This window comes from Tepidimonas sp., assembly GCF_036824975.1.
Taxonomy (GTDB): domain Bacteria; phylum Pseudomonadota; class Gammaproteobacteria; order Burkholderiales; family Burkholderiaceae_C; genus Tepidimonas.
Window position 1 is genome coordinate 1 of sequence record NZ_DAISZC010000017.1, and the last position, 20,593, is coordinate 20,593.

At 67.3% G+C, this 20,593-nt stretch carries 17 protein-coding genes and 4 tRNA genes; 8 read left to right on the forward strand and 13 right to left on the reverse strand.

Annotated elements, in window-relative coordinates; translation table 11 throughout:
* Window positions 1–111: 111 nt before the first annotated feature.
* Window positions 112–1,335: a bifunctional phosphopantothenoylcysteine decarboxylase/phosphopantothenate--cysteine ligase CoaBC gene (coaBC, locus tag V7Z54_RS03455; RefSeq protein ID WP_334134377.1), complete on the reverse strand. Its 1,224-nt coding sequence runs from the start codon at window positions 1,333–1,335 to the stop codon at window positions 112–114.
* Between the two features lie 79 nt (window positions 1,336–1,414).
* Here coaBC and V7Z54_RS03460 point away from each other — a divergent pair, with 79 nt between their 5' ends.
* The 5 genes from V7Z54_RS03460 (at window position 1,415) to V7Z54_RS03480 (ending at window position 5,900) form a co-directional block, all read left to right on the forward strand.
* The gene (locus tag V7Z54_RS03460; RefSeq protein ID WP_334134379.1) at window positions 1,415–3,079 is read left to right on the forward strand and encodes a CTP synthase; all 1,665 of its coding nucleotides are present in this window, start codon (window positions 1,415–1,417) and stop codon (window positions 3,077–3,079) included.
* Between the two features lie 7 nt (window positions 3,080–3,086).
* Window positions 3,087–3,944, forward strand: a complete 858-nt coding sequence (kdsA, locus tag V7Z54_RS03465; protein ID WP_334134380.1) for a 3-deoxy-8-phosphooctulonate synthase — start codon at window positions 3,087–3,089, stop codon at window positions 3,942–3,944.
* 13 nt (window positions 3,945–3,957) lie between these two features.
* Window positions 3,958–4,248 carry a DUF1330 domain-containing protein gene (locus tag V7Z54_RS03470; protein WP_334134382.1) on the forward strand — a complete coding sequence of 97 codons (291 nt, stop codon included), beginning with the start codon at window positions 3,958–3,960 and terminating at the stop codon, window positions 4,246–4,248.
* A 65-nt stretch (window positions 4,249–4,313) separates the two neighbouring features.
* Window positions 4,314–5,597: a phosphopyruvate hydratase gene (gene eno / locus V7Z54_RS03475; protein WP_334134384.1), complete on the forward strand. Its 1,284-nt coding sequence runs from the start codon at window positions 4,314–4,316 to the stop codon at window positions 5,595–5,597.
* 12 nt (window positions 5,598–5,609) lie between these two features.
* Entirely contained in the window at window positions 5,610–5,900 is a 291-nt protein-coding gene (locus V7Z54_RS03480) for a septum formation initiator family protein (RefSeq protein ID WP_334134385.1), read from the forward strand.
* A 51-nt stretch (window positions 5,901–5,951) separates the two neighbouring features.
* Here the strand turns inward: V7Z54_RS03480 and hslO are convergent, their stop codons facing one another.
* Both hslO and V7Z54_RS03490 read right to left on the reverse strand, forming a co-directional pair.
* Complete coding sequence (gene hslO, locus V7Z54_RS03485; protein WP_334134387.1) at window positions 5,952–6,920, reverse strand: Hsp33 family molecular chaperone HslO; 969 nt, start codon at window positions 6,918–6,920, stop codon at window positions 5,952–5,954.
* 10 nt (window positions 6,921–6,930) lie between these two features.
* A complete protein-coding gene (locus tag V7Z54_RS03490; protein ID WP_334134388.1) occupies window positions 6,931–7,455 on the reverse strand; it encodes a gamma carbonic anhydrase family protein in 525 nt (174 codons plus the stop codon).
* Window positions 7,456–7,588: 133 nt separating this feature from the next.
* Here V7Z54_RS03490 and V7Z54_RS03495 point away from each other — a divergent pair, with 133 nt between their 5' ends.
* On the forward strand, window positions 7,589–8,473 hold the full coding sequence (locus V7Z54_RS03495) for a ferritin-like domain-containing protein (RefSeq protein WP_334134390.1): 885 nt from the start codon (window positions 7,589–7,591) through the stop codon (window positions 8,471–8,473).
* A gap of 239 nt (window positions 8,474–8,712) precedes the next feature.
* Here V7Z54_RS03495 and xerD read toward each other — a convergent pair whose 3' ends face one another.
* Entirely contained in the window at window positions 8,713–9,615 is a 903-nt protein-coding gene (gene xerD / locus V7Z54_RS03500; RefSeq protein ID WP_334134411.1) for a site-specific tyrosine recombinase XerD, read from the reverse strand.
* A 36-nt stretch (window positions 9,616–9,651) separates the two neighbouring features.
* Here xerD and gloB point away from each other — a divergent pair, with 36 nt between their 5' ends.
* Both gloB and V7Z54_RS03510 read left to right on the forward strand, forming a co-directional pair.
* Complete coding sequence (gene gloB, locus V7Z54_RS03505) at window positions 9,652–10,422, forward strand: hydroxyacylglutathione hydrolase (protein ID WP_334134412.1); 771 nt, start codon at window positions 9,652–9,654, stop codon at window positions 10,420–10,422.
* Window positions 10,423–10,470: 48 nt separating this feature from the next.
* The gene (locus V7Z54_RS03510) at window positions 10,471–12,156 is read left to right on the forward strand and encodes a transglycosylase SLT domain-containing protein (RefSeq protein WP_334134391.1); all 1,686 of its coding nucleotides are present in this window, start codon (window positions 10,471–10,473) and stop codon (window positions 12,154–12,156) included.
* Window positions 12,157–12,377: 221 nt separating this feature from the next.
* Here V7Z54_RS03510 and V7Z54_RS03515 read toward each other — a convergent pair.
* The 9 genes from V7Z54_RS03515 to V7Z54_RS03555 form a co-directional block, all read right to left on the reverse strand.
* Window positions 12,378–12,453 (reverse strand) — tRNA-Gly (locus V7Z54_RS03515).
* Between the two features lie 34 nt (window positions 12,454–12,487).
* Window positions 12,488–12,561: transfer RNA gene (locus V7Z54_RS03520), tRNA-Cys, on the reverse strand.
* A gap of 64 nt (window positions 12,562–12,625) precedes the next feature.
* Window positions 12,626–12,701: transfer RNA gene (locus V7Z54_RS03525), tRNA-Gly, on the reverse strand.
* 159 nt (window positions 12,702–12,860) lie between these two features.
* The gene (lon, locus tag V7Z54_RS03530; protein WP_334134393.1) at window positions 12,861–15,278 is read right to left on the reverse strand and encodes an endopeptidase La; all 2,418 of its coding nucleotides are present in this window, start codon (window positions 15,276–15,278) and stop codon (window positions 12,861–12,863) included.
* Between the two features lie 68 nt (window positions 15,279–15,346).
* Complete coding sequence (clpX, locus tag V7Z54_RS03535; RefSeq protein WP_334134394.1) at window positions 15,347–16,612, reverse strand: ATP-dependent Clp protease ATP-binding subunit ClpX; 1,266 nt, start codon at window positions 16,610–16,612, stop codon at window positions 15,347–15,349.
* Between the two features lie 41 nt (window positions 16,613–16,653).
* A complete protein-coding gene (gene clpP, locus V7Z54_RS03540; RefSeq protein ID WP_334134396.1) occupies window positions 16,654–17,262 on the reverse strand; it encodes an ATP-dependent Clp endopeptidase proteolytic subunit ClpP in 609 nt (202 codons plus the stop codon).
* Between the two features lie 227 nt (window positions 17,263–17,489).
* A complete protein-coding gene (gene tig / locus V7Z54_RS03545) occupies window positions 17,490–18,800 on the reverse strand; it encodes a trigger factor (RefSeq protein ID WP_334134398.1) in 1,311 nt (436 codons plus the stop codon).
* A gap of 352 nt (window positions 18,801–19,152) precedes the next feature.
* The gene (locus V7Z54_RS03550; RefSeq protein ID WP_334134399.1) at window positions 19,153–20,427 is read right to left on the reverse strand and encodes an SLC13 family permease; all 1,275 of its coding nucleotides are present in this window, start codon (window positions 20,425–20,427) and stop codon (window positions 19,153–19,155) included.
* Window positions 20,428–20,484: 57 nt separating this feature from the next.
* Window positions 20,485–20,571, reverse strand: a tRNA-Leu gene (locus V7Z54_RS03555).
* Between the last annotated feature and the right edge of the window lie 22 nt (window positions 20,572–20,593).

Genomic DNA, 20,593 nt, shown 5'->3' on the forward strand with positions numbered 1-20,593 from the left:
CAGCGCTGTACGCGCTGTGGTTCCGCATCCGGCCGACGGCATCGGCTTGAGGGCACCGCCGATGCTGAAGCGCCCACCCGCAGGCAGCGCAGCAACACGGTACGCCCCGCCTCACGCTGGGCCGCCGCGCAGGCGTTGCGCAATTTCCACCATCAACTGGCGCGCCAGCGCCACCTTAGGCCCGGGTGGCAGCTCGATGGCCTGGCGCTCGTCCACTAGCAGTAGCGCGTTGTCGTCGCGCCCAAAGGTGGCCGGGCCGATGTTGCCCACCAGCAGCGGCACGCCTTTGCGCACGCGCTTGGCCTGGGCGTTGGCCAACAGGTCGTGGCTTTCGGCGGCAAAGCCCACACAATACAGATGCCCGCTGCGTGCACGCGGCTGTGCCGCCACCGTGGCCAGAATGTCGGGGTTTTCGACAAACGTGAGTGAGGGCGGCTGGCCGCTGCCGTCTTTTTTGAGTTTGCGCTCGGCCACCTGCGCCACGCGCCAGTCGGCCACTGCCGCTGCCGCGATGAAGACGCTGGCCTGATCTACCGCGGCCATCACCGCCTCGTACATCTGCTGCGCCGACTGCACGTCCACGCGTCGCACCCCGCGCGGCGTAGGCAGATGCACCGGGCCGGCGATCAGCGTCACCGTCGCACCCGCTTCGCGCGCGGCGCGCGCCAATGCAAACCCCATCTTGCCGCTGCTGTGGTTGGTGATGCCGCGCACCGGATCGATGGGCTCGAAAGTCGGCCCCGCGGTCACCACCACATGCAGACCCGCGAGCACCTTGGGCGTCAGTGCCGCCACCACATCCTCCACGATCTCCTCGGGCTCGAGCATGCGGCCATCGCCCACCTCGCCACAGGCCTGCTCGCCCTGCCCCACCTCCAGCACTTGGGCGCCGTCGGCCTGCACCTGCGCCACGTTGCGCTGGGTAGCGGGGTGTGCCCACATCTCGCGGTTCATGGCCGGCGCCAGCAGCAGCGGCACACGCTGGGCTGGGCGCGCCAGGCACAGCAGCGCCAACAGCTCGCTGGCGCGCCCTTGGGCAAGCTGGGCTATCAGGTCGGCACTGGCCGGCGCCACCACGATCGCGTCTGCCCAACGTCCCAGGTTGATGTGCGCCATCGCGTTGGGCTCGCGCAGGTCCCACTGGCTCAGCACCACCGGCTCGCCACTGAGCGCCTGCATCGTCACCGGCGTCATGAACTGGGTGGCGGCCTCGGTCATCACCACGCGCACGCGCGCGCCGGCCTGCACCAGCAGGCGGCACAGCTGCGCCGACTTGTAGCAGGCTACGCCGCCCGACAGCCCCAGTACGACATGTTTGCCTTCCAGCGCTTTCATGGGGCGCCACTGTAGCACCGCTACCCCGCCGCCTATAATTTGAATTTCCACCGACGGGCCCCTCGGCCCGCCCATCGTCATGACCAAATATGTGTTCGTCACTGGCGGCGTGGTGTCTTCCCTGGGCAAGGGAATCGCGTCCGCGTCGCTGGCCGCGCTGCTGGAGTCACGCGGCCTGCGTGTTACCCTCATCAAGCTCGACCCCTACCTCAACGTCGACCCGGGCACGATGAGCCCCTTTCAGCACGGCGAGGTGTTCGTCACCGACGACGGCGCCGAAACCGACCTGGACCTGGGCCATTACGAGCGCTTCATCACCACCCGCATGAAGCGCAGCAACAACTTCACCACTGGCCAAATCTACAAGTCGGTGCTGGAGAAGGAGCGCCGCGGCGACTACCTGGGCAAAACGGTGCAGGTGATTCCCCATGTCACCAACGAAATCCAGACCTTTATCCAGCGCGGCGCCGAAGGGGTGGATGTGGCGATTGCCGAAATCGGCGGCACCGTGGGCGACATCGAATCGCTGCCGTTTTTGGAAGCCGCGCGCCAAATGAGCTTGCGCCTGGGGCCGAACAACTCGGCGTTCGTGCACCTCACCTACGTGCCCTACATTGCTGCGGCTGGCGAGCTCAAAACCAAACCCACCCAACACACGGTGCAGAAGCTGCGCGAAATCGGCATCCAGCCCGATGCGCTGCTGTGCCGCGCCGACCGCGTCATTCCCGACGAAGAGCGCGAGAAGATCAGCCTGTTTACCAACGTGCCGCTGTGGGGTGTGATTTCCATGCCCGACGTGGACATCATCTACAAGGTGCCGCGCGTGCTGCACGAGCAGGGGCTTGATGGTTTGATCTGTGACCGGCTGCGCCTGCACACCCCGCCGGCCAACCTCAAGCGCTGGGACGACCTGGTCTACGAGGTCGAGCACCCGCAAGGCGAGGTGCGCATTGCGATGGTTGGCAAGTATGTCGATCTGTCGGACAGCTACAAGTCGCTCAACGAGGCGCTGCGTCACGCCGGCTTGAAAAACCACGTGCGCGTGGCCATCACCTACATCGACTCCGAGACGCTGGAGGACGGCGACGTGGCCGAGCGCCTGGCGGGCTTCGATGCCATCCTGGTGCCGGGCGGCTTTGGCAAGCGCGGTGTCGAAGGCAAGATCCGCGCCGCCCGCTTCGCGCGCGAGTACGGGGTGCCGTACCTGGGCATCTGTCTGGGCATGCAAGTGGCCACCATCGAATTCGCCCGCCATGTCGCGGGCCTGGAAGGCGCCAACTCCACCGAGTTCGACCCACACACACCGCATCCCGTCATCGCGCTCATCGACGAGTGGCTGGACGCTGACGGCACGCTGCAAAAACGCGACGCCCACACCGACCTGGGCGGTACCATGCGGCTGGGGGCGCAAAGCGCGGACGTGTTGCCCGGCACACTGGCCTACCAGATCTACGGCCCCGTGGTCACCGAGCGCCACCGCCACCGCTACGAGGCCAACACCCAGTATTTGGACCGATTGCGCCAGGCGGGGCTGGTGATATCGGCGCTGACGCAGCGCGAGCAGCTCACCGAAATCATCGAACTGCCGCAGGCGGTCCACCCCTGGTTCATGGGGGTGCAGTTCCACCCCGAATTCAAGTCCACCCCGTGGGATGGACACCCCCTGTTCAACGCCTTTATCGCTGCGGCCCTGCAGCAGCAGGCGCGCCAGCGCGCCGCGGCGTCCGTACCCACCCTAGGATGAACCGGTCATGCAACTGTGCGGCTTCGAAGTCGGTCTGGACCATCCGTTTTTCTTGATCGCCGGCCCCTGCGTGGTCGAGAGTGAGCAGCTGCAGCTCGACGTCGCCGGCCAGCTCAAGGAAATCACCGCCGCGCTGGGCATCCCGTTCATTTTCAAGAGCAGCTACGACAAGGCCAACCGCTCCAGTGGCCGCTCGTACCGCGGTCCTGGCATGGTGCGCGGCCTGGAGATTTTGGCCAAGGTGCGGCGCGACATTGGTGTGCCGGTGCTGACCGACGTGCACACCGAAGCCGAGGTGCCGGAGGTGGCAGCGGTGGTGGACGTGCTGCAAACCCCTGCTTTTTTGTGCCGCCAAACGGACTTCATCCGCGCGGTGGCGCAGTCGGGCAAGCCGGTCAACATCAAGAAAGGGCAGTTCCTGGCGCCGCACGAGATGAAAAACGTGATCGACAAGGCGCGTGCCGCGGCGCGTGAAAAAGGTCTGTCGGAAGACCGCTTCCTGGCGTGCGAGCGCGGCGTGAGCTTCGGCTACAACAACCTGGTCTCTGACATGCGCAGCCTGACTATCATGCGCGAGACGGGCGCGCCGGTGGTGTTCGATGCCACCCACAGCGTACAGCTGCCCGGTGGGCAGGGCACCTCCAGCGGCGGCCAGCGCGAGTTCGTGCCGGTGCTGGCGCGCGCCGCGGTAGCAGTGGGTGTGGCGGGTCTCTTCATGGAAACCCACCCCGACCCGGAGCGCGCCCTGTCGGACGGCCCCAATGCCGTGCCGCTGAAGCACATGCGCGCGCTGCTGGAGTCGCTGCAGGAGATCGACCGGGTTGTCAAGCGCCGCGGCTTTCTGGAAACCACCTTCACCGCCTGAGCATCCCCACGCCATGAGCGCCTACATCATCGCCGACGTCGAGGTCACCGACCCCGAGCAGTACGAAGCCTACAAACGCTGGTCCACCCAGGCGATACAGGAGCACGGCGCCGAGGTGCTGGTGCGCGGCGGCGCCGTCACCGTACTGGAAGGCGACTGGAAGCCCCAGCGGGTGGTGGTGCTGCGCTTTGCGGACGTCGCTGCCGCGCGCGCGTTTCACGATTCCGCCACCTACCGGCAGGCGCGCCAGGCGCGCGAGCGCGCGGCCATCATGCGCATGATCGTCGTCGAGGGGGTGACCTGACATCGTCCCTTCGTCTCCCGTATTCGATTCGGTCCCACATTGCCATTGCCTTTGAAGGAAGCTACATGAGCGCCATCGTCGATATCGTCGGCCGCGAGATCCTGGACAGCCGCGGCAATCCCACCGTCGAGTGTGACGTGCTGCTGGAGTCCGGTGTCATGGGCCGTGCCGCCGTGCCCTCCGGCGCCTCCACCGGCAGCCGCGAGGCCATCGAACTGCGTGATGGTGACCCCAAGCGCTACGGCGGCAAAGGCGTGCTCAAAGCCGTCGAGCACATCAACACCGAAATCTCCGAGGCCGTGCTGGGGCTGGACGCCAGTGAGCAGGCGTTTCTGGACAAAACCCTGATCGATCTGGACGGCACCGAGAACAAGTCGCGCCTGGGGGCCAACGCGCTGCTGGCGGTCAGCATGGCGGTGGCGCGCGCCGCGGCCGAAGAGTCGGGCCTGCCGCTGTACCGCTACTTTGGCGGCAGCGGCGCCATCCAGCTGCCAGTGCCGATGATGAACGTCATCAACGGCGGCGCACACGCCAACAACAACCTGGACCTGCAGGAATTCATGATCGTGCCGCTGGGCGCGCCCAGTCTGCGCGAGGCGTTGCGCTACGGCGCCGAGGTGTTTCATGCGCTAAAAACAATCATCCACGACCGTGGCATGAGCACGGCGGTGGGTGACGAGGGCGGCTTTGCCCCCAATGTCGCCAACCACGAAGCGGCCATCCAACTCATCCTGGAAGCGATCGACAAGGCCGGCTATACCGCAGGCGAGCAGATCGCCATCGCGCTGGACTGCGCGGCCAGCGAATTCCACCGCGACGGCCGCTACCACCTGGCGGGTGAGGGCCTGACGCTGAGCGCCTCCGAGTGGACCGACATCCTGGCCACCTGGTGCGACAAGTATCCGATCCTCAGCATCGAGGACGGCATGGCTGAAGGCGACTGGGAGGGTTGGCAGCTGCTAACGCAGCGGCTGGGGCACAAGGTCCAGCTGGTGGGCGACGATCTGTTCGTCACCAACACCAAGATCCTGAAAGAGGGCATCGATAAAGGCGTGGCCAACGCGATCCTCATCAAGATCAACCAGATCGGCACGCTCACCGAAACCTTCGCCGCCATCGAGATGGCCAAACGTGCCGGCTACACAGCGGTCATCAGCCACCGCTCAGGCGAGACGGAGGACAGCACCATCGCCGACATCGCGGTGGGTACCAACGCGGGCCAGATCAAAACCGGCTCCATGAGCCGCAGCGACCGCATGGCCAAGTACAACCAGCTGCTGCGCATCGAGGAAGACCTGGGTGATGTCGCGGTCTACCCCGGGCGGGCGGCGTTTTACAACCTGCGCTGAACGGCCGCTGCGATGCGCGCGCGCTGGGTGACCGCCGGGCTGCTGGTGCTGCTCGGGGTCGTCCACGCGCAAATCTGGTGGGGGCGCGCCAGCGTGTCACAGGTCGATGGCTTGCGGCGCGAGCTGCTGCGGCAGGAGCAAGCCAATGAGGCCGCGCGCCTGCGTAACGAGCGTCTGGCTGCCGAGGTCGACGACCTGCGCGAGGGCCTGCAGACGGTGGAGGAAATCGCGCGCGAGTCGCTCGGCATGGTCAAGCCGAACGAAATCTTTGTGCAGATCCAGGGCGGCCACGGCGGGCCCTGACGCGCTGATGGGGCCGCCCCGCCCGCCCCACGCCATGCCCGACGTCGGCTGTCACTGCACCCGGTCGGACCCCGGGGGCTGCTGCGGCTGGGCCAGAAATAGCTGCGCCGCATCCACCGCATCGAACCGGTAGTGCTGACCGCAGAACTCGCAGCCCACGTCCACCGCGCCCTGCTCGGCCAGGATCGATTCCACCTCGGCCGCGCCCAGGCTGCGCAGCATCGCGGCCACACGCTCGCGCGAGCAGGTGCAGGCAAAGCGCGGCTGCACGCGGCTGCCGTCCAGCCGCAGCAGGTTTTCCTGCCAGAACAGACGGTGCAGCAAGGTATCCGCATCCAGCCGCAGCAGCTCGTCGCGCGTCAGGCTGGCCGCCAGCAGCGTAATGCGACGAAAGTCCTCTTCGGCGTCGTCGCCGCTCTCCGCGGCATGCGCCGTGCCCGCCAGATTGGCCTCACCCGCCGTGGGCATGCGCTGGATGAGCAGCCCGGCAGCCACCTCGGCGTCGGCGGCCAGCACCAGGCGGGTGTCGAGCTGTTCGCTCTGCCGCATATACAGTCCCAGCATATCGCTAAGCCGCGGCAGAGCGTGACCATCGGCGTCGTGCAGCGGCACAATGCCCTGGTAGGGCTGCTGCCCGGGCTGGCGCCCGCGCGGGTCGAGCGTGATGGCGCAGCGCCCCTGACCATGAACATTGACCAGCTGGGCCAGCGCCGCATCCGGAGCCACCGCCTGGGTCACGGTGGCGGTCGCGCGGAAGGCCATGTCGGGCTGCACCTCGGCCACCGCCACCTTCAGCGGCCCGTCGCCCACGATCTGCAACACCAGCGCACCGGCAAACTTGATGTTGCTGTGCAGCAGCACGGCCGCTGCCGTCATCTCGCCCAGCAGCTCGGTCACCGGCGGCGGGTAGGCGCCGGCGGCGGCGCGGCGCTGCAGCAGCTCCTGCCAGCCGTCGGTCAGGCGCACCAGCGCGCCCCGCACCGGCGCCCCATCGAACAGAAATTTGTGCAATTCCGACACGCCCACCCCTTCAGCCCAGCCGTTTCAGACCGGCGCGGAAGCGCCGGGCGTTGTCGATGTAGTGGCGTGCGCTCCAGCGCAGGCCCTCGATTTCCTCGGCAGTCAGCGCACGCACCACCTTGGCCGGGCTGCCCAGAATCAGTGTTCCATCAGGGAAGGACTTGCCCTCGGTGACCAGCGCGCGCGCGCCCACCAGGCAGTTGCGCCCGATGCGCGCGCCGTTGAGCACCACCGCACCGATGCCAATCAACGACTCGTCCCCGATGGTGCAGCCGTGCAGCATCACCTGGTGGCCGACCGTGACGTGCGCGCCGATGGTCAGCGGGTAGCCAATGTCGGCGTGCAGCACGCTGCCGTCCTGGATGTTGCTGCCGCGCCCCACCGTGATCGGATCGGTGTCGCCGCGCAGCACGGCGCCGAACCAGACACTGGCGTCTTCGGCCAGCGTCACGCGCCCGATGACCCGTGCGCTGTCCGCCACGAACACCGACGGGTGCGCGTCGGGCGCGATGTCGTCGAGTTGGTACAGGCTCATTCGTAGAATTGTACGGATGTACCCCGACACTGCCCAAGCCCCGTCGCACCCGCCTGTGTCGGCCCGCCCCGCGCCGGCTGCCCCTGGGGGTGCCGCGGCGTGCCACCCCTCGCCATGTGCCCCAACCACCCGCATGGCCACGCCAACACAGGCCGCTGACGGCGAGGGCCAACCGGCAGAGCTGCGGCGCGCAGCCCTGCACTGGCTGCAGGTGAGCGACCCGCTGGCCAAGGCCGCGGGCGTACAGCGCCTATGGCAGGCACGCCATCCGGACGATGGCGCGTCCCCTTGTCCGCTGGACACCGCAGTCGCCCTCGGTGCGCCCACTGCGCCGCTGCCCGGCCGTCCGGCTCGGCCGCGCCTGATCACCCCTGACGCCGTGCCGCCGCGCTCGCCCTTTACCGCCGAAGGACACGCAGCGCTGGTGCACGCCATCTGCCACATCGAGTTCAACGCCATCAACCTGGCGCTGGATGCGATCTGGCGCTTCGCCGGTCTGCCCGCGGCGTTCTACGACGACTGGCTGCGCGTGGCGGCCGAGGAGGCACGGCACTTCTGCCTGCTGCGCGAACACCTGTGCGCGTTGCCGCGGCCGCAGGGCGGTCACTGGGACTACGGCGACTTCGACGCCCACGACGGGCTGTGGACGATGTGCGCGCGCACGGCGCACGATCCGGTGGCGCGCATGGCGCTGGTGCCACGCACCCTGGAGGCGCGCGGGCTGGATGCCACGCCGCTCATCCAGGCCAAGCTGCGCCGCGTCGGCACCGCGGCAGCCCGGCAGACCTGCGCCATTCTCGACGTCATCCTACGCGACGAGATCGGTCATGTCGCCATTGGCAACCGCTGGTACCGCTGGCTGTGCGCACGTGCGGGACTCGACCCGGTGGCCCACTACCGCCAGCTGGTGCGCGCTTACCGGGCGCCGCGCCTCAAGCCCCCCTTCAACACACGCGCCCGTGCCCGCGCTGGCTTCACGGCCGAAGAACTGGCCTTCTTGGAACAACACGTCATCTAACGCCCCCCGACGTCCAGCCGCATGCCGACGGGCCGTGCCGCATCACCGTGCCCCCCGTGCGGCACCGGCCAGCCGGGCGACAACGGGCCGCTGAACAGTCCTATCGGTCAGCAAGGCACGGCTGGGCGTCGCGATCGGCCAACCCTGTACCCTGGCGGCACGCACCCGGTGGCGGGGTGCGGCCATCCTGTCACCGCACCCTCCACCGCCTGCTGCTGGATGCGCACGCTCTGCGGTGTTCATCCCCCGCCGCGGGGGTGGTGGCGTGCGTGCAGGGCCTTGAGCCGCTCACGCGCCACGTGGGTGTAGATGGTGGTGGTGGAAATGTCGGCGTGACCCAGCAGCAGCTGCACCGCGCGCAGATCGGCCCCGTGGTTGAGCAGGTGCGTGGCAAAGGCGTGGCGCAGCGTGTGCGGCGACAGCGGCACGTGGATGCCGGCCTGCCGTGCGTAGCGCTTGACCAGCATCCAAAACATGACACGCGTCATGGCGCGGCCGTGGCGCTCGGTCACGAACAGGTCGTCGCTGGCGCGGCCCGCTAGCAGCACCGGCCTCGCTTCGGCCATATAGCGCCGCAGCCAATCGGCGGCCACATCACCAAACGGCACCAGCCGCTCCTTGCTGCCCTTGCCGGTGACGCGCAGCACCTGGTCGGTCAGGCTCAGCTCAAACAGCCGCAGCCCCACCAGTTCACTGACGCGCAGACCGCTAGCATACATCAACTCCAGCATGGCGCGATCGCGCAGGCCCAGCGGCTCGCCGGTATCGGGTGCGGCCAGCAGCGCCTCCACCTGCGCCTCCGTCAGCGTCTTGGGCATGCGCTGCAGGCGCTGCGCCGACAGCAGCGGCAGCGTTGGGTCAGCGCTCATCAGCCCCTCGCGCACGGCCCAGCGGTAAAAGCGCCGAAACGCCGACAGGCGGCGGTTGCTGGAACTCGCCCGACTGCCCGGCAGGCGCTGCGCCAGGTAGCCCTGCAGCAGGGCCGCATCCGCCTGCAGCAACGCGCTGCCCTGCCCAGCCAGCCAGTCCGCCAGCGCCTGCAGGTCACTGCGGTAGGCCGCCAGCGTGCGCGGCGCCAAGCCATCCTCCAGCCACAGCGCGTCGGCAAAGCGGTCGACCGCGTCAGCATCGGCAGGTATCATCGCCATATGACGATGGTACCGTCCGGGCCGACGGCGCTGCAGGTGCAGCCTTTACCCGCCTTCGAGGACAACTACATCTGGCTGCTGCATGACGGGCGGGCAGCCTGGGTGGTCGACCCCGGCGACGCAGCACCGGTGCAAGCGGCGCTGCGCGATCTCGGTTTGCCGCTGGCGGGAATTTTCATCACTCACCACCATGGCGACCACGTCGGTGGCGTGGCGGCGTTGCGTGCAACCACCGGCTGCCGCGTCGTGGGCCCGGCGCGCGAGGCGCTGCCCGTGGCCGCAGAAGCGGTCGACGACGGCGACGTAGTCGAGGCGCTGGGCCAGCGCTGGCGGGTGCTGCACGTGCCGGGACACACGGCCGGGCATGTCGCCTACGTCAACGAGCCCGCCGTCGACCTACCGCGCTGGTTGTTCTGCGGTGATACGCTGTTTTCTGCGGGCTGTGGCCGTCTGTTTGAAGGCACGGCGGCGCAGATGCTGGCGTCGCTGCAGCGACTGGCCACGCTGCCCGAGGACACTCACGTCTGCTGCGCCCACGAATACACGCTGGCCAACCTGCGCTTTGCCCGTGCGGTCGAACCCGGCAACACCGATGTGCAGGCCAGCCTGCGCGATGTGGCACAGCGCCGCGCGCGCGGCGAGCCGTCGCTGCCGAGCACCATCGGACACGAGCGTCGCATCAACCCGTTCCTGCGGGTGCGGGAACCTGCGGTGCGTGCCGCTGTCCAGACCGGCACGACCGATGCTGACGACGTGGCGGTGTTCGCTGCGCTGCGCCGTTGGAAGGACCACTTCCGCTAGCGCCCGGCTCGGCTGGCGGCCTACTCGTCTTTGACTCATCCCGATCCGATGACCCTCCTGATACGCCTTGGACTGCTGACGCTGGCGGCTGCACTGAGCGCCTGCGCCAGCGTGCCAGCCCAACCTGACCCCATGACCGCACCCCGCGACGCCGCGCCCGCCACGCCTGTGGACACGGCGTCTGCTGCGGTCGGCCCGGCGCCGACCCCGGCGCGCCCTGCCGCAGTGCCTACACTGCCCTCCGTGGCCGAGCGGGCCACACTGCCAGGCGCCGATCTGACGCAGGCCACCCTGCCCACCCCCGCCCCAGTGGCGGCCGTCGTCGCGCCGCAAACCCTGTGGGAGCGCATCCAACGCGGCTTTGCCATGCCGGACCTACAGGACGAACGGGTTGACCACTGGCAGCGGTGGTATGCCAGCCGCCCCGACTACCTGCAACGCATGACCGACCGCGCCAGCAAATATCTGTTTCACATCGTCGAGGAACTGGAACGACGCAACCTGCCACTGGAGCTGGCGCTGCTGCCCTTCATCGAAAGCGCATTCAACCCGCAGGCGGTCTCCCGCGCCAAGGCTGCCGGCATGTGGCAGTTCATGCCAGCTACTGGACGCCACTTCGATCTCAAGCAGAACCTCTTCCGCGACGACCGGCGTGACGTGCTGGCCTCCACCCGCGCCGCACTGGACTATTTAAAGCGGCTGCACCGCATGTTCGGCGACTGGCACTTGGCGCTGGCCGCCTACAACTGGGGCGAGGGCAATGTGCAGCGGGCCATCCGGCGCAACGAGGCCGCGGGCTTGCCCACCGGCTACCTCGATCTGCGCATGCCGGCCGAAACGCGCGACTACGTCCCCAAGCTGCAGGCGGTCAAGAACCTGGTCATCGACGGCCAGCGCCACGGCGTGACGTTGCCGACCATCGGCAACCACCCCTTTTTTGACACGGTGCGCATCGAGCGCGACATCGACGTGGCGCTGATCGCCCGGCTGGCCGACGTCAGTGAGGCCGACTTCCGCACCCTCAACCCGTCCCACAACAAGCCGGTAATCCTGGCCTCGGGCACCCCGGACATTTTGCTGCCGTGGGACAGCGCGGTGCTGTTCACGCAGCGCCTGCGTGAACACAACGGCCCGCTGGCCAGCTGGACCGCATGGCGGGTGCCCCAGGACATGAGCGCTGCCGACGCCGCGCGACGGGTGGGCTGGAACGAAGCGGCGCTGCGCCACACCAACCGCATTCCGCCGCGCATGCGCCTGAAGGCCGGCTCGACGATACTGGTGCCGCGCGACGGACACCTGGACCGCGACGTGCCAGAACAGCTGGCCGACAACGCGCAACTGCTGCTGGCACCCGAACGCGCGGCCACCCGAACCATACGCGTGCGCTCAGGCGACACCCTGGCGTCACTGGCGCGGCGCCACCGGGTGCGTGTTGCCGACCTGGCAGCCTGGAATGGGTTGAGCCCACAGGCCCGGCTGCGGCCCGGACAGACGCTGCAGTTACAACGCCCCGCGGTACAGACGGCGCAGGCCGGCAAGGCTCTTCAGGGCGTTGGGCGCGACCGCCACCCACCCACCGCGCGCAAGCAGTCGCGCGCGAAGTCCGCAATGGCGGCGAATTCGCGCTCCACCGCCAAGCGTTCTGCCACAGCGCCCACGCGAGCGGCCGCCCAAGCGGCTGCAGCACGCTCGCCACGGGCGCTGCGCACCGCGCAGACCGAGGCGGTTCGCTAGCCGAGTAGCAGCCTTCCGCGGCAGTCGCTCGGACGGGTATCGACGGGACGGTGCTCGTCTGGTCAGCCGCTCGCTGGGCACCGGAGCGGGCCACAGCTCGCCGCTGCGTCGCTACGGCGACGACGCCACCGCGTGGAAACCACGCCGACAACCCCGCCACATGACCGCTTGGCCCTCGACCCATGAAAAGGGCAGGCCGATTGGCCTGCTCCGTGCTGCGCTGGAGCGGGAAACGAGTCTCGAACTCGCGACCTCAACCTTGGCAAGGTTGCGCTCTACCAACTGAGCTATTCCCGCCTGTGCCGCTGCCATGGGTGCAGCGGCTGCAAACTGGAGGCGCGGGCCGGAGTCGAACCGACCTACTCGGATTTGCAATCCGGTGCATAACCGCTTTGCTACCGCGCCTTGTCCGGTTCAACCCGACAGACCGCCGGATGGAGTGCCTGAACGGGGTCAGCCACCCGAAATCTGGAGCGGGAAACGAGTCTCGAACTCGCGACCTCAACCTTGGCAAGGTTGCGCTCTACCAACTGAGCTATTCCCGCTTGGGTTTTCAGACTGTTGGCGATCACCTCACTTGGCACCGCCGCCGTCTGAAGTCAGTATTCTACACGAAAACGACCGTCTTTCGCGGGTGACTCCGGCGCGTTGGGCGGTGCGGTCGGCGCGCCACAGCACCGCGCAACGGCGAGCGCGCCACACCCTCAGTGCGTGACGGTAGGCGCTGCCGCTTCGGATACTGCGGCCGCTGGCACCGGCTCACTGTCGGGCAACGGCTCGGGCTGGCGCTCCAGCGCCAGCTCCAGCACGCGGTCGATCCACTGCACCGGCACGATCTCCAAGCCTTGCTTGACGTTGTCCGGAATCTCCGCCAGATCCTTCACGTTATCCTGCGGGATCAGCACGGTGCGCACGCCACCGCGCAGCGCCGCCAGCAGCTTCTCCTTCAGGCCGCCGATGGCCGTGACCTCGCCACGCAGCGTGATCTCGCCGGTCATCGCCACGTCGGCGCGCACCGGGATGCCGGTCAGCGCCGACACCATCGCCGTCGTCATGGCAATCCCGGCGCTGGGCCCGTCCTTCGGCGTGGCGCCATCGGGCACGTGGATGTGGATGTCGCGCTTGTCGAACAGCTCGTCCTCAATACCCAAGCGGCGCGCGCGGCTGCGCACCACGGTGCGCGCAGCCTCCACCGACTCTTTCATCACGTCGCCCAGCGAGCCGGTGCGGATCACGTTGCCCTTGCCCGGCATGATGGCCGCCTCGATCGTGAGCAGGTCGCCGCCGACCTCGGTCCACGCCAGTCCCACCACCTGCCCCACCTGGTTTTGCTGCTCGGCCCGCCCGTAGGTGAACTTGCGCACGCCCAAAAAGTCAGCCAGGTTGTCCGGGGTCACGGTCACCGGCTTGCTCATCTTGCCCAGCAGTAGGCCCTTGACCACCTTGCGGCAGATACGCGAAATCTCGCGCTCCAGCGCGCGCACGCCAGCCTCGCGCGTGTAGTAGCGCACGATGTCGCGCACCGCCGCCTCGGTCACCTCGAGTTCGTCGTCCTTGACGCCGTTGTTGGCACGCTGCTTGGGCAGCAGGTAGCGCAGTGCGATGGCCACCTTCTCGTCTTCGGTGTAGCCCGACAGCCGGATCACTTCCATGCGGTCGAGCAGCGCCGGCGGGATGTTGAGCGAGTTCGACGTCGCCACGAACATCACGTCCGACAGGTCGAAGTCCAGCTCGACGTAGTGATCCTGGAAGGTGTGGTTTTGCTCGGGGTCGAGCACCTCCAGCAACGCCGACGCCGGATCGCCCCGGAAGTCCATCCCCAGCTTGTCGATTTCGTCCAGCAGAAACAATGGGTTGCGCACCCCCACCTTGGTCAGGCTCTGCAGGATCTTGCCCGGCAGCGCACCGATGTAGGTGCGGCGGTGGCCGCGGATTTCGGCCTCGTCGCGCATGCCGCCCAGCGCCATACGCACGTACTTGCGACCGGTGGCCTTCGCAATCGACTGCCCCAGCGACGTCTTGCCGACCCCAGGTGGCCCTACCAGACACAGAATCGGCGCTTTGACCTTGTCGACGCGCTGCTGCACCGCCAGGTACTCCAGGATGCGCTCCTTGACCTTTTCCAGCCCGTGGTGGTCGGCATTGAGCACCTCCTCGGCGTAAGCCAGGTCGTGCCGCACCTTGGTCTTCTTGCTCCACGGCAGGTTGACCAACACGTCGATGTAGTTGCGCACCACGGTGGCCTCGGCCGACATCGGCGACATGAGCTTGAGCTTTTTGAGCTCGCTTTCGGCCTTCTTGCGCGCCTCGGCCGGCATGCGCGCGGCTTTGATTTTTTTTTCCAGCTCCTCCAGCTCGGCGCTGGCGTCTCCTTCGCCCAGCTCCTTCTGGATCGCCTTGACCTGCTCGTTCAGGTAGAACTCGCGCTGGTTCTTCTCCATCTGGCGCTTGACGCGCCCGCGAATACGTCGGTCGACGTTGAGAATCTCGACCTCGGCCTCCAGCTGCGCAAACAGATGCTCCAGACGCGGCACCAGCCGCTCCAGGTCGAGCACGCTCTGCTTGGCTTCGAGCTTGAGCGGCAGGTGCGCGGCGATGGTGTCGGCCAGCCGACCCGGATCGTCGATGCTGGCGATCGAGGTCAGGATCTCGGCCGGAATCTTCTTGTTGAGCTTGACGTACTGGTCAAACTGCTGCATGACGGCACGGCGCAGCGCCTCCAGCTCGGTGGCGTCGGCCTCGGCCTGCTCGGCCTCGGCATCCACCGGCAGCACGTTGCCGCTGAAGTGGGTCTCGCCCTCATCGACATGCAGCAACTTGGCGCGCTGAACCCCCTCCACCAGCACCTTCACGGTGCCGTCGGGCAGCTTGAGCAGTTGCAGGATGCTGGCCACGCAGCCCGTCTCGAACAGGTCGGCAGGCTTGGGCTCTTCCTTAGCGGCGGTCTTTTGCGTCACCAGCACGATGCGCCGCTCGTGCGCCATCGCGGCCTCGAGCGCCTTGATGCTCTTGGGCCGCCCCACAAACAGCGGGATGACCATGTGCGGAAACACCACCACGTCGCGCAGGGGCAACAGCGGCAGCACGACGGGCTGGGGGGGAAGTGGGTTCTGTCCGGACATCGGCAATTCCTTTCTGGCCTTGGCAGGTGGGGGCGCCGGTGGCCGTCTTCAAGCGCCCCGACGCCCCATCAGGCCTGCTTGGCCTCTTCGCGGTAGACGAGCAGCGGCGGCTTGCCTTCGGTGATGGTGGCGGCCTCGACCACCACGCGTTCGACGTTGCGCAGACTGGGCAGCTCGAACATGGTGTCCATCAGCGCCTGCTCCAGAATCGAGCGCAAACCGCGCGCACCGGTCTTGCGCTGTAGCGCCTTGCGGGCGATGGCGCGCAGCGCCTCGGGTCGCACCTCCAGCTCGACACCTTCCATCGCAAACAGTTCGGCAAACTGCTTGACGACCGCGTTCCTGGGCACCGTCAGGATGTCCACCAGCGCGTCCTCGGTCAGCTCGGCCAGCGCCGTCACCACGGGCAGACGCCCCACCAGCTCCGGGATGAGTCCGTAACGCACCAAATCGTCGGGCTCGACCTGGGCAAACAGCTCGGTGACAGCGCGTTCGCGCTTGCTGCGCACGGCGGCCGAAAAACCAATACCCGAGGCTTCGGTGCGCTGCTCGATGATCTTCTCCAGCCCCGCGAACGCGCCGCCGCAGATGAACAGGATATTGGTGGTGTCCACCTGCAGCATATCCTGATTTGGGTGCTTGCGCCCGCCCTGCGGCGGCACGCTGGCCACGGTGCCTTCGATAAGCTTGAGCAGCGCCTGCTGCACACCCTCGCCCGAGACGTCGCGCGTGATGGAGGGGTTTTCCGACTTGCGCGTGATCTTGTCGATTTCGTCGATGTAGACGATGCCGCGCTGCGCCTTTTGCACGTCGTAGTCGCAGGTTTGCAGCAGCTTGGCGATGATGTTTTCGACGTCTTCGCCCACGTAGCCGGCTTCGGTCAGCGTCGTGGCGTCAGCCATGACGAACGGCACGTCGAGCTTGCGCGCCAGGGTCGAGGCCAGCAGCGTTTTGCCCGAGCCGGTGGGGCCGATGAGCAGGATGTTGCTCTTGGCCAGCTCCACGCCGCTCTTGCGTCCCTGCTCGTTGTGGCGCAGGCGCTTGTAGTGGTTGTACACCGCCACCGCCAGCGTTTTCTTGGCCGCCTCCTGCCCAATCACATACTGGTCCAGGTGCTCCTTGAGCTGGGCAGGCGTGGGCAGGGCGTCGGCACCGGCGCCGATGGCCGATGGCGCCTCGCCCACCTCGTCGCGGATGATGTCATTGCACAGGTCGATGCACTCGTCGCAGATGAACACCGACGGTCCGGCAATGAGCTTTTTGACCTCGTGCTGGCTCTTGCCGCAGAACGAGCAGTACAGGGTCTTGTCGCGGCTGCCTTTTTTCTCGGGCATGGGTTCGGGGCCTGTGATGCAGAAAACAAAAAAGGGGGCGCTTACGCCCGTTTGTCGATGACCTTGTCGACCAGGCCGTAGGTGGCGGCCTCGCTGGCCGACATGAAGAAGTCACGTTCGGTATCGCGCTCGATCTTCTCCAGCGGCTGACCGGTGCGCTCGCTCAGGATACGGTTGAGGTCGGCACGCAGGCGCAGGATTTCGCGGGCGTGGATTTCGATGTCGGTGGCCTGCCCCTGGGCACCGCCAAGCGGCTGGTGGATCATGACGCGCGAGTTCGGCAGCGCAAAGCGCTTGCCCTTGGCGCCAGCGGCCAGCAAAAACGCGCCCATGCTGGCCGCCATACCGATGCACAGCGTCGACACATCGGGCTTGATGAAATTCATCGTATCGAAAATGGCCATGCCCGCACTGACCGAGCCGCCGGGCGAGTTGATGTAGAGCGAGATGTCCTTGTCGGGGTTTTCGCTCTCCAGAAACAGCAGTTGGGCCACCACCAGGTTGGCGGTCTGGTCGTTGACCGGGCCGACCAGGAACACCACCCGCTCCTTGAGCAGGCGGGAGTAGATGTCGTAGGCCCGCTCCCCGCGGCCCGATTGTTCGATGACCATCGGAACCAGGCCCAGGTTCTGTACGTCCAGTGCGCTCATGCGTCGTCCGCTCCGTATCGAAAAAAGGTGTTCTGAAGGCTTACTGTAACCGCTTGCGCGCCAGCGCAGCGGATGCGCCAGCAAAAAGGGCGGACCGTGTCCGCCCTTCGGGGGTGTCGTTGCGCAGGCCCGCCGCTCGGGTCACTAACCCGTGGCCGACGCCCGGGCCAATACCGTCGCCGAACACACCGACGCGCCGGTCACCGCCCCACGCCCGTCGGCTGACCTCAGCCCTGCCCCATCAGCTCGGCAAAACCGATGGTCTTGGGCGTGACGCGCGCCTGACCAAAAATGAAGTCGGCCACGTTGTTTTCCAGCACGATGGCCTCAATTTCCGCCAGTCGGTCCGGGTTGGACTTGTACCAGTTCACCACCGCGTCGGGGTACTCGTAAGACGAGGCCAGTTCGCGCAGGTGGGCGTCAACCTGCTCGGGGGTGGCGCGCAGGTTGTTGGCCTTGATCAGCTCGGCCACCACCAGCCCCAGGCGCACCCGGCGCTCGGCCTGCTGCTGAAACAGCTCGCGCGGCATCGGTGCCTTGTCGGCGTCCTTGACACCGCGTTGCTTGAGGTCGTTGCGGGCGCGCTCGATGAGGCGGTCGGTTTCGGCCTCGACAGCAGCCTTAGGCAGCTCGAGCTCGGCTGCGGCGGACAGTGCCTCCAGCGCCACCGTCTTGTTGCGTGCCTGCAGGCGGAACCTGACCTCGCGCTCCAGATTGCGGCGAATGTCCTCGCGCAGCGCCTGCAGCGTGCCCGCTTCGATGCCCAGCGACTTGATGAACGCCTCATCGACTTCGGGCAACTGCTGCTGCTCGATCCTCTTCAGCGTGACCAGGAAGTCCGCCGTCTTGCCCGCCACTTCCTTGCCCTGGTAGTCCTCGGGAAATGCCAGCGGGAAGGTCTTGGACTCGCCCACCTTCATACCGCGCACAGCGTCGTCGAACTCCTGGAGCATCTGGCCTTCGCCCAACACGAAACTGAAGTCGGTGGCCTGTCCGCCCTGGAACGGCTCACCATCGATCTTGCCTTCGAAGTCGATGGTGACGCGGTCGCCATCCTGCGCAGGCTCACCGTCCGGACGCACATGGAAGGTGCGGCGCTGCTTGCGCAAAATCTCCAGTGTGCGCTCGATGGCGGCTTCATCCACCGCGGCGTCGAGCTTTTCCAGCTCCAGCGCCGACAGGTCACCCAGCTTGACCTCCGGGAAGACCTCGAACACCGCTTCGAACGCCAGCACACCTTCAGGCGCACCGTCCTTTTCGGTAATGCGGGGCTGCCCGGCCACACGCAGCTGCGCTTCGGCGACGGCGCGACTGAACGCCTCGCCCACCTGGTCGTTCATCACCTCCATCTGCACCGAGTAGCCGTAGCGCTGCGCCACCACCGACAACGGCACCTTGCCGGGACGAAAACCATCCATCTTCACCTGGCGCTGCAGGCGCTTCAGGCGCTCATCCACTTCTTTGCGGATCGCCTCCAGCGGCAGCTCGAGCGTGATTTTGCGCTCCAGCTTGTCCAGGGTTTCGACATTGACTGCCATGATGACTCCTGTAAGAGGGAAAAGGGGGATCTGGCCGAAGGCAAATCCCGAATTCAGCAACAGCAACCCACGCGCGGACGTGCGGGGGTGCACCCAGCGCCGCACCGTCCCCGCAGCCCAACGCCAGCCCTCAGCGGCAGAATTTGGCGGCAGAACTTGACTTGACCCGCCCACGCCAGCCGACGCAGACCACTGGTAAACCGTCTATTGTAATCTGGCCGAATGCCACCGCCTGCCGCCACGCTCCGGCGCGCCCACGGTAGGGTTCGTCGCAGCCATCGCAGCCGGGTCCGTGGCTGCGCCATCCACCGTGGACGGCGCAGCCCCCCCTGGGTCCACGCCGCGCGGCCAGCTAGCGGGCCGCCATCCCCAGCGTCACCCACCACGCGACCAAGCTCATCGCCGTCACCGGCAGCCCCACGCGCAAATGGCGCCGCCAGTCGATGACGATGCCGTCGCGCGCCGCCAAGTCGGCAACGATCAGGTTGGCGATCGAGCCCACCAACAACAGGTTCCCTGCGAAGGTGCTGACCAGCGCCAGCGTCACCGCCTGATCCTGACTGGCCAAATGCGGCAACAGCAGCATCACCGCCGGCACGTTGGACACCAGGTTCGACAGCGTCACCCCCGCCAACGCCAGCACCAGGGGATCGGCCAGTGCGATGCCCTGGGCAGCCAGCCACGCCAGCGCACGCGCCGCCATCCCCGTGCCTTCGAAGCCGTGGTTGACGATAAACAGCCCTGCGAACAGCAGCAGCAGTGGCCAGTCCACCAGCCCCATCACCTGCGACGAGTGCAAGCGACGGCTCAACAGCAAGATACCGGCGGCCACCAACGCGGCCACCTCCCGCGGCCACGGTGTCAACAAGAAAGCGACCAGCAACGCCGCGGCCACCACCAAGCCCTTGGCCGACTGCCAACGATCGAACGGCGGCTCGTCCTGCATCCCATCACCCGCCAGCGGCCCGGGCGCCGCTGCCACCCAACGCGCGCCCCCACCCTCGCCCCGCAGCCGCCACACCAGCCACCCCCACAGCCCTAGCAGGGCCAGCCACACCGGCAACGCAGCAGCCTGCAGGTATGCCCTAAACGGCACCTGCATCACGGAGCCGATCAGCATGTTCTGCGGATTGCCAATCAGTGTGGCCGCCGAACCGATATTGGCCGCGCACGCCACCCCCACCAGCCACGGCACCGGGTCCCACCCGCGCCGCCAGGCAATCCGCACCACCACCGGCGTCACCGCCAGACACACCACGTCGTTGGAAAACACTGCCGACAGCGCCGCCACCACCGCCAGCAGCAGCGCCAGCAACGCCGGGGCCGGCAGTGGCCACCCCCCGACGGCGCGCGTGACGGCCACGTAAAAGCCGCCCAGCCGCAGCTGGGCCGATATCTGCATGAAGGCGAAGAGCAACGCCAGGGTCGGCCAGTCGATTGCTTCCACCGCCTCGGGCACGCTCCAGCCGTGCACGGCGGTCATGGCAATGCCCCCCAGCACCGCCACCCCGGTGCGGTCAAGCTGCAGGCGCGGCAGCCCGCCCAGAAACATGCCCAGGTAGACGACGCCGAAGATGGCGGCCGAGGCCAGATCGCGCCAAGTCGGCAACGCGCCGTCGAAAATCATCGCGGTACAAGGGGGCAGTGGTCCACGAGCGGCGGCGTCGGGTCAGTGCTGTTTCGCTGGTGCGCGGGGGGGGACTCGAACCCCCACGCCATCGCTGGCGTCAGGACCTAAACCTGGTGCGTCTACCCATTTCGCCACCCGCGCGCCGCGCGCCGGCCGGCGCGCT

Excerpts from the sequence above, each read along its gene's own strand:
- lon (WP_334134393.1), bottom strand. The coding sequence starts at position 15,278 with ATGTCCGGACAGAACCCACTTCCCCCCCAGCCCGTCGTGCTGCCGCTG.
- V7Z54_RS03480 (WP_334134385.1), top strand. The coding sequence starts at position 5,610 with ATGCGCGCGCGCTGGGTGACCGCCGGGCTGCTGGTGCTGCTCGGGGTC.
- kdsA (WP_334134380.1), top strand. The coding sequence starts at position 3,087 with ATGCAACTGTGCGGCTTCGAAGTCGGTCTGGACCATCCGTTTTTCTTG.
- V7Z54_RS03550 (WP_334134399.1), bottom strand. The coding sequence starts at position 20,427 with ATGATTTTCGACGGCGCGTTGCCGACTTGGCGCGATCTGGCCTCGGCC.
- V7Z54_RS03490 (WP_334134388.1), bottom strand. The coding sequence starts at position 7,455 with ATGAGCCTGTACCAACTCGACGACATCGCGCCCGACGCGCACCCGTCG.
- V7Z54_RS03510 (WP_334134391.1), top strand. The coding sequence starts at position 10,471 with ATGACCCTCCTGATACGCCTTGGACTGCTGACGCTGGCGGCTGCACTG.
- clpX (WP_334134394.1), bottom strand. The coding sequence starts at position 16,612 with ATGCCCGAGAAAAAAGGCAGCCGCGACAAGACCCTGTACTGCTCGTTC.
- V7Z54_RS03470 (WP_334134382.1), top strand. The coding sequence starts at position 3,958 with ATGAGCGCCTACATCATCGCCGACGTCGAGGTCACCGACCCCGAGCAG.
- eno (WP_334134384.1), top strand. The coding sequence starts at position 4,314 with ATGAGCGCCATCGTCGATATCGTCGGCCGCGAGATCCTGGACAGCCGC.
- xerD (WP_334134411.1), bottom strand. The coding sequence starts at position 9,615 with ATGATACCTGCCGATGCTGACGCGGTCGACCGCTTTGCCGACGCGCTG.
- tig (WP_334134398.1), bottom strand. The coding sequence starts at position 18,800 with ATGGCAGTCAATGTCGAAACCCTGGACAAGCTGGAGCGCAAAATCACG.
- clpP (WP_334134396.1), bottom strand. The coding sequence starts at position 17,262 with ATGAGCGCACTGGACGTACAGAACCTGGGCCTGGTTCCGATGGTCATC.
- V7Z54_RS03495 (WP_334134390.1), top strand. The coding sequence starts at position 7,589 with ATGGCCACGCCAACACAGGCCGCTGACGGCGAGGGCCAACCGGCAGAG.
- coaBC (WP_334134377.1), bottom strand. The coding sequence starts at position 1,335 with ATGAAAGCGCTGGAAGGCAAACATGTCGTACTGGGGCTGTCGGGCGGC.
- V7Z54_RS03460 (WP_334134379.1), top strand. The coding sequence starts at position 1,415 with ATGACCAAATATGTGTTCGTCACTGGCGGCGTGGTGTCTTCCCTGGGC.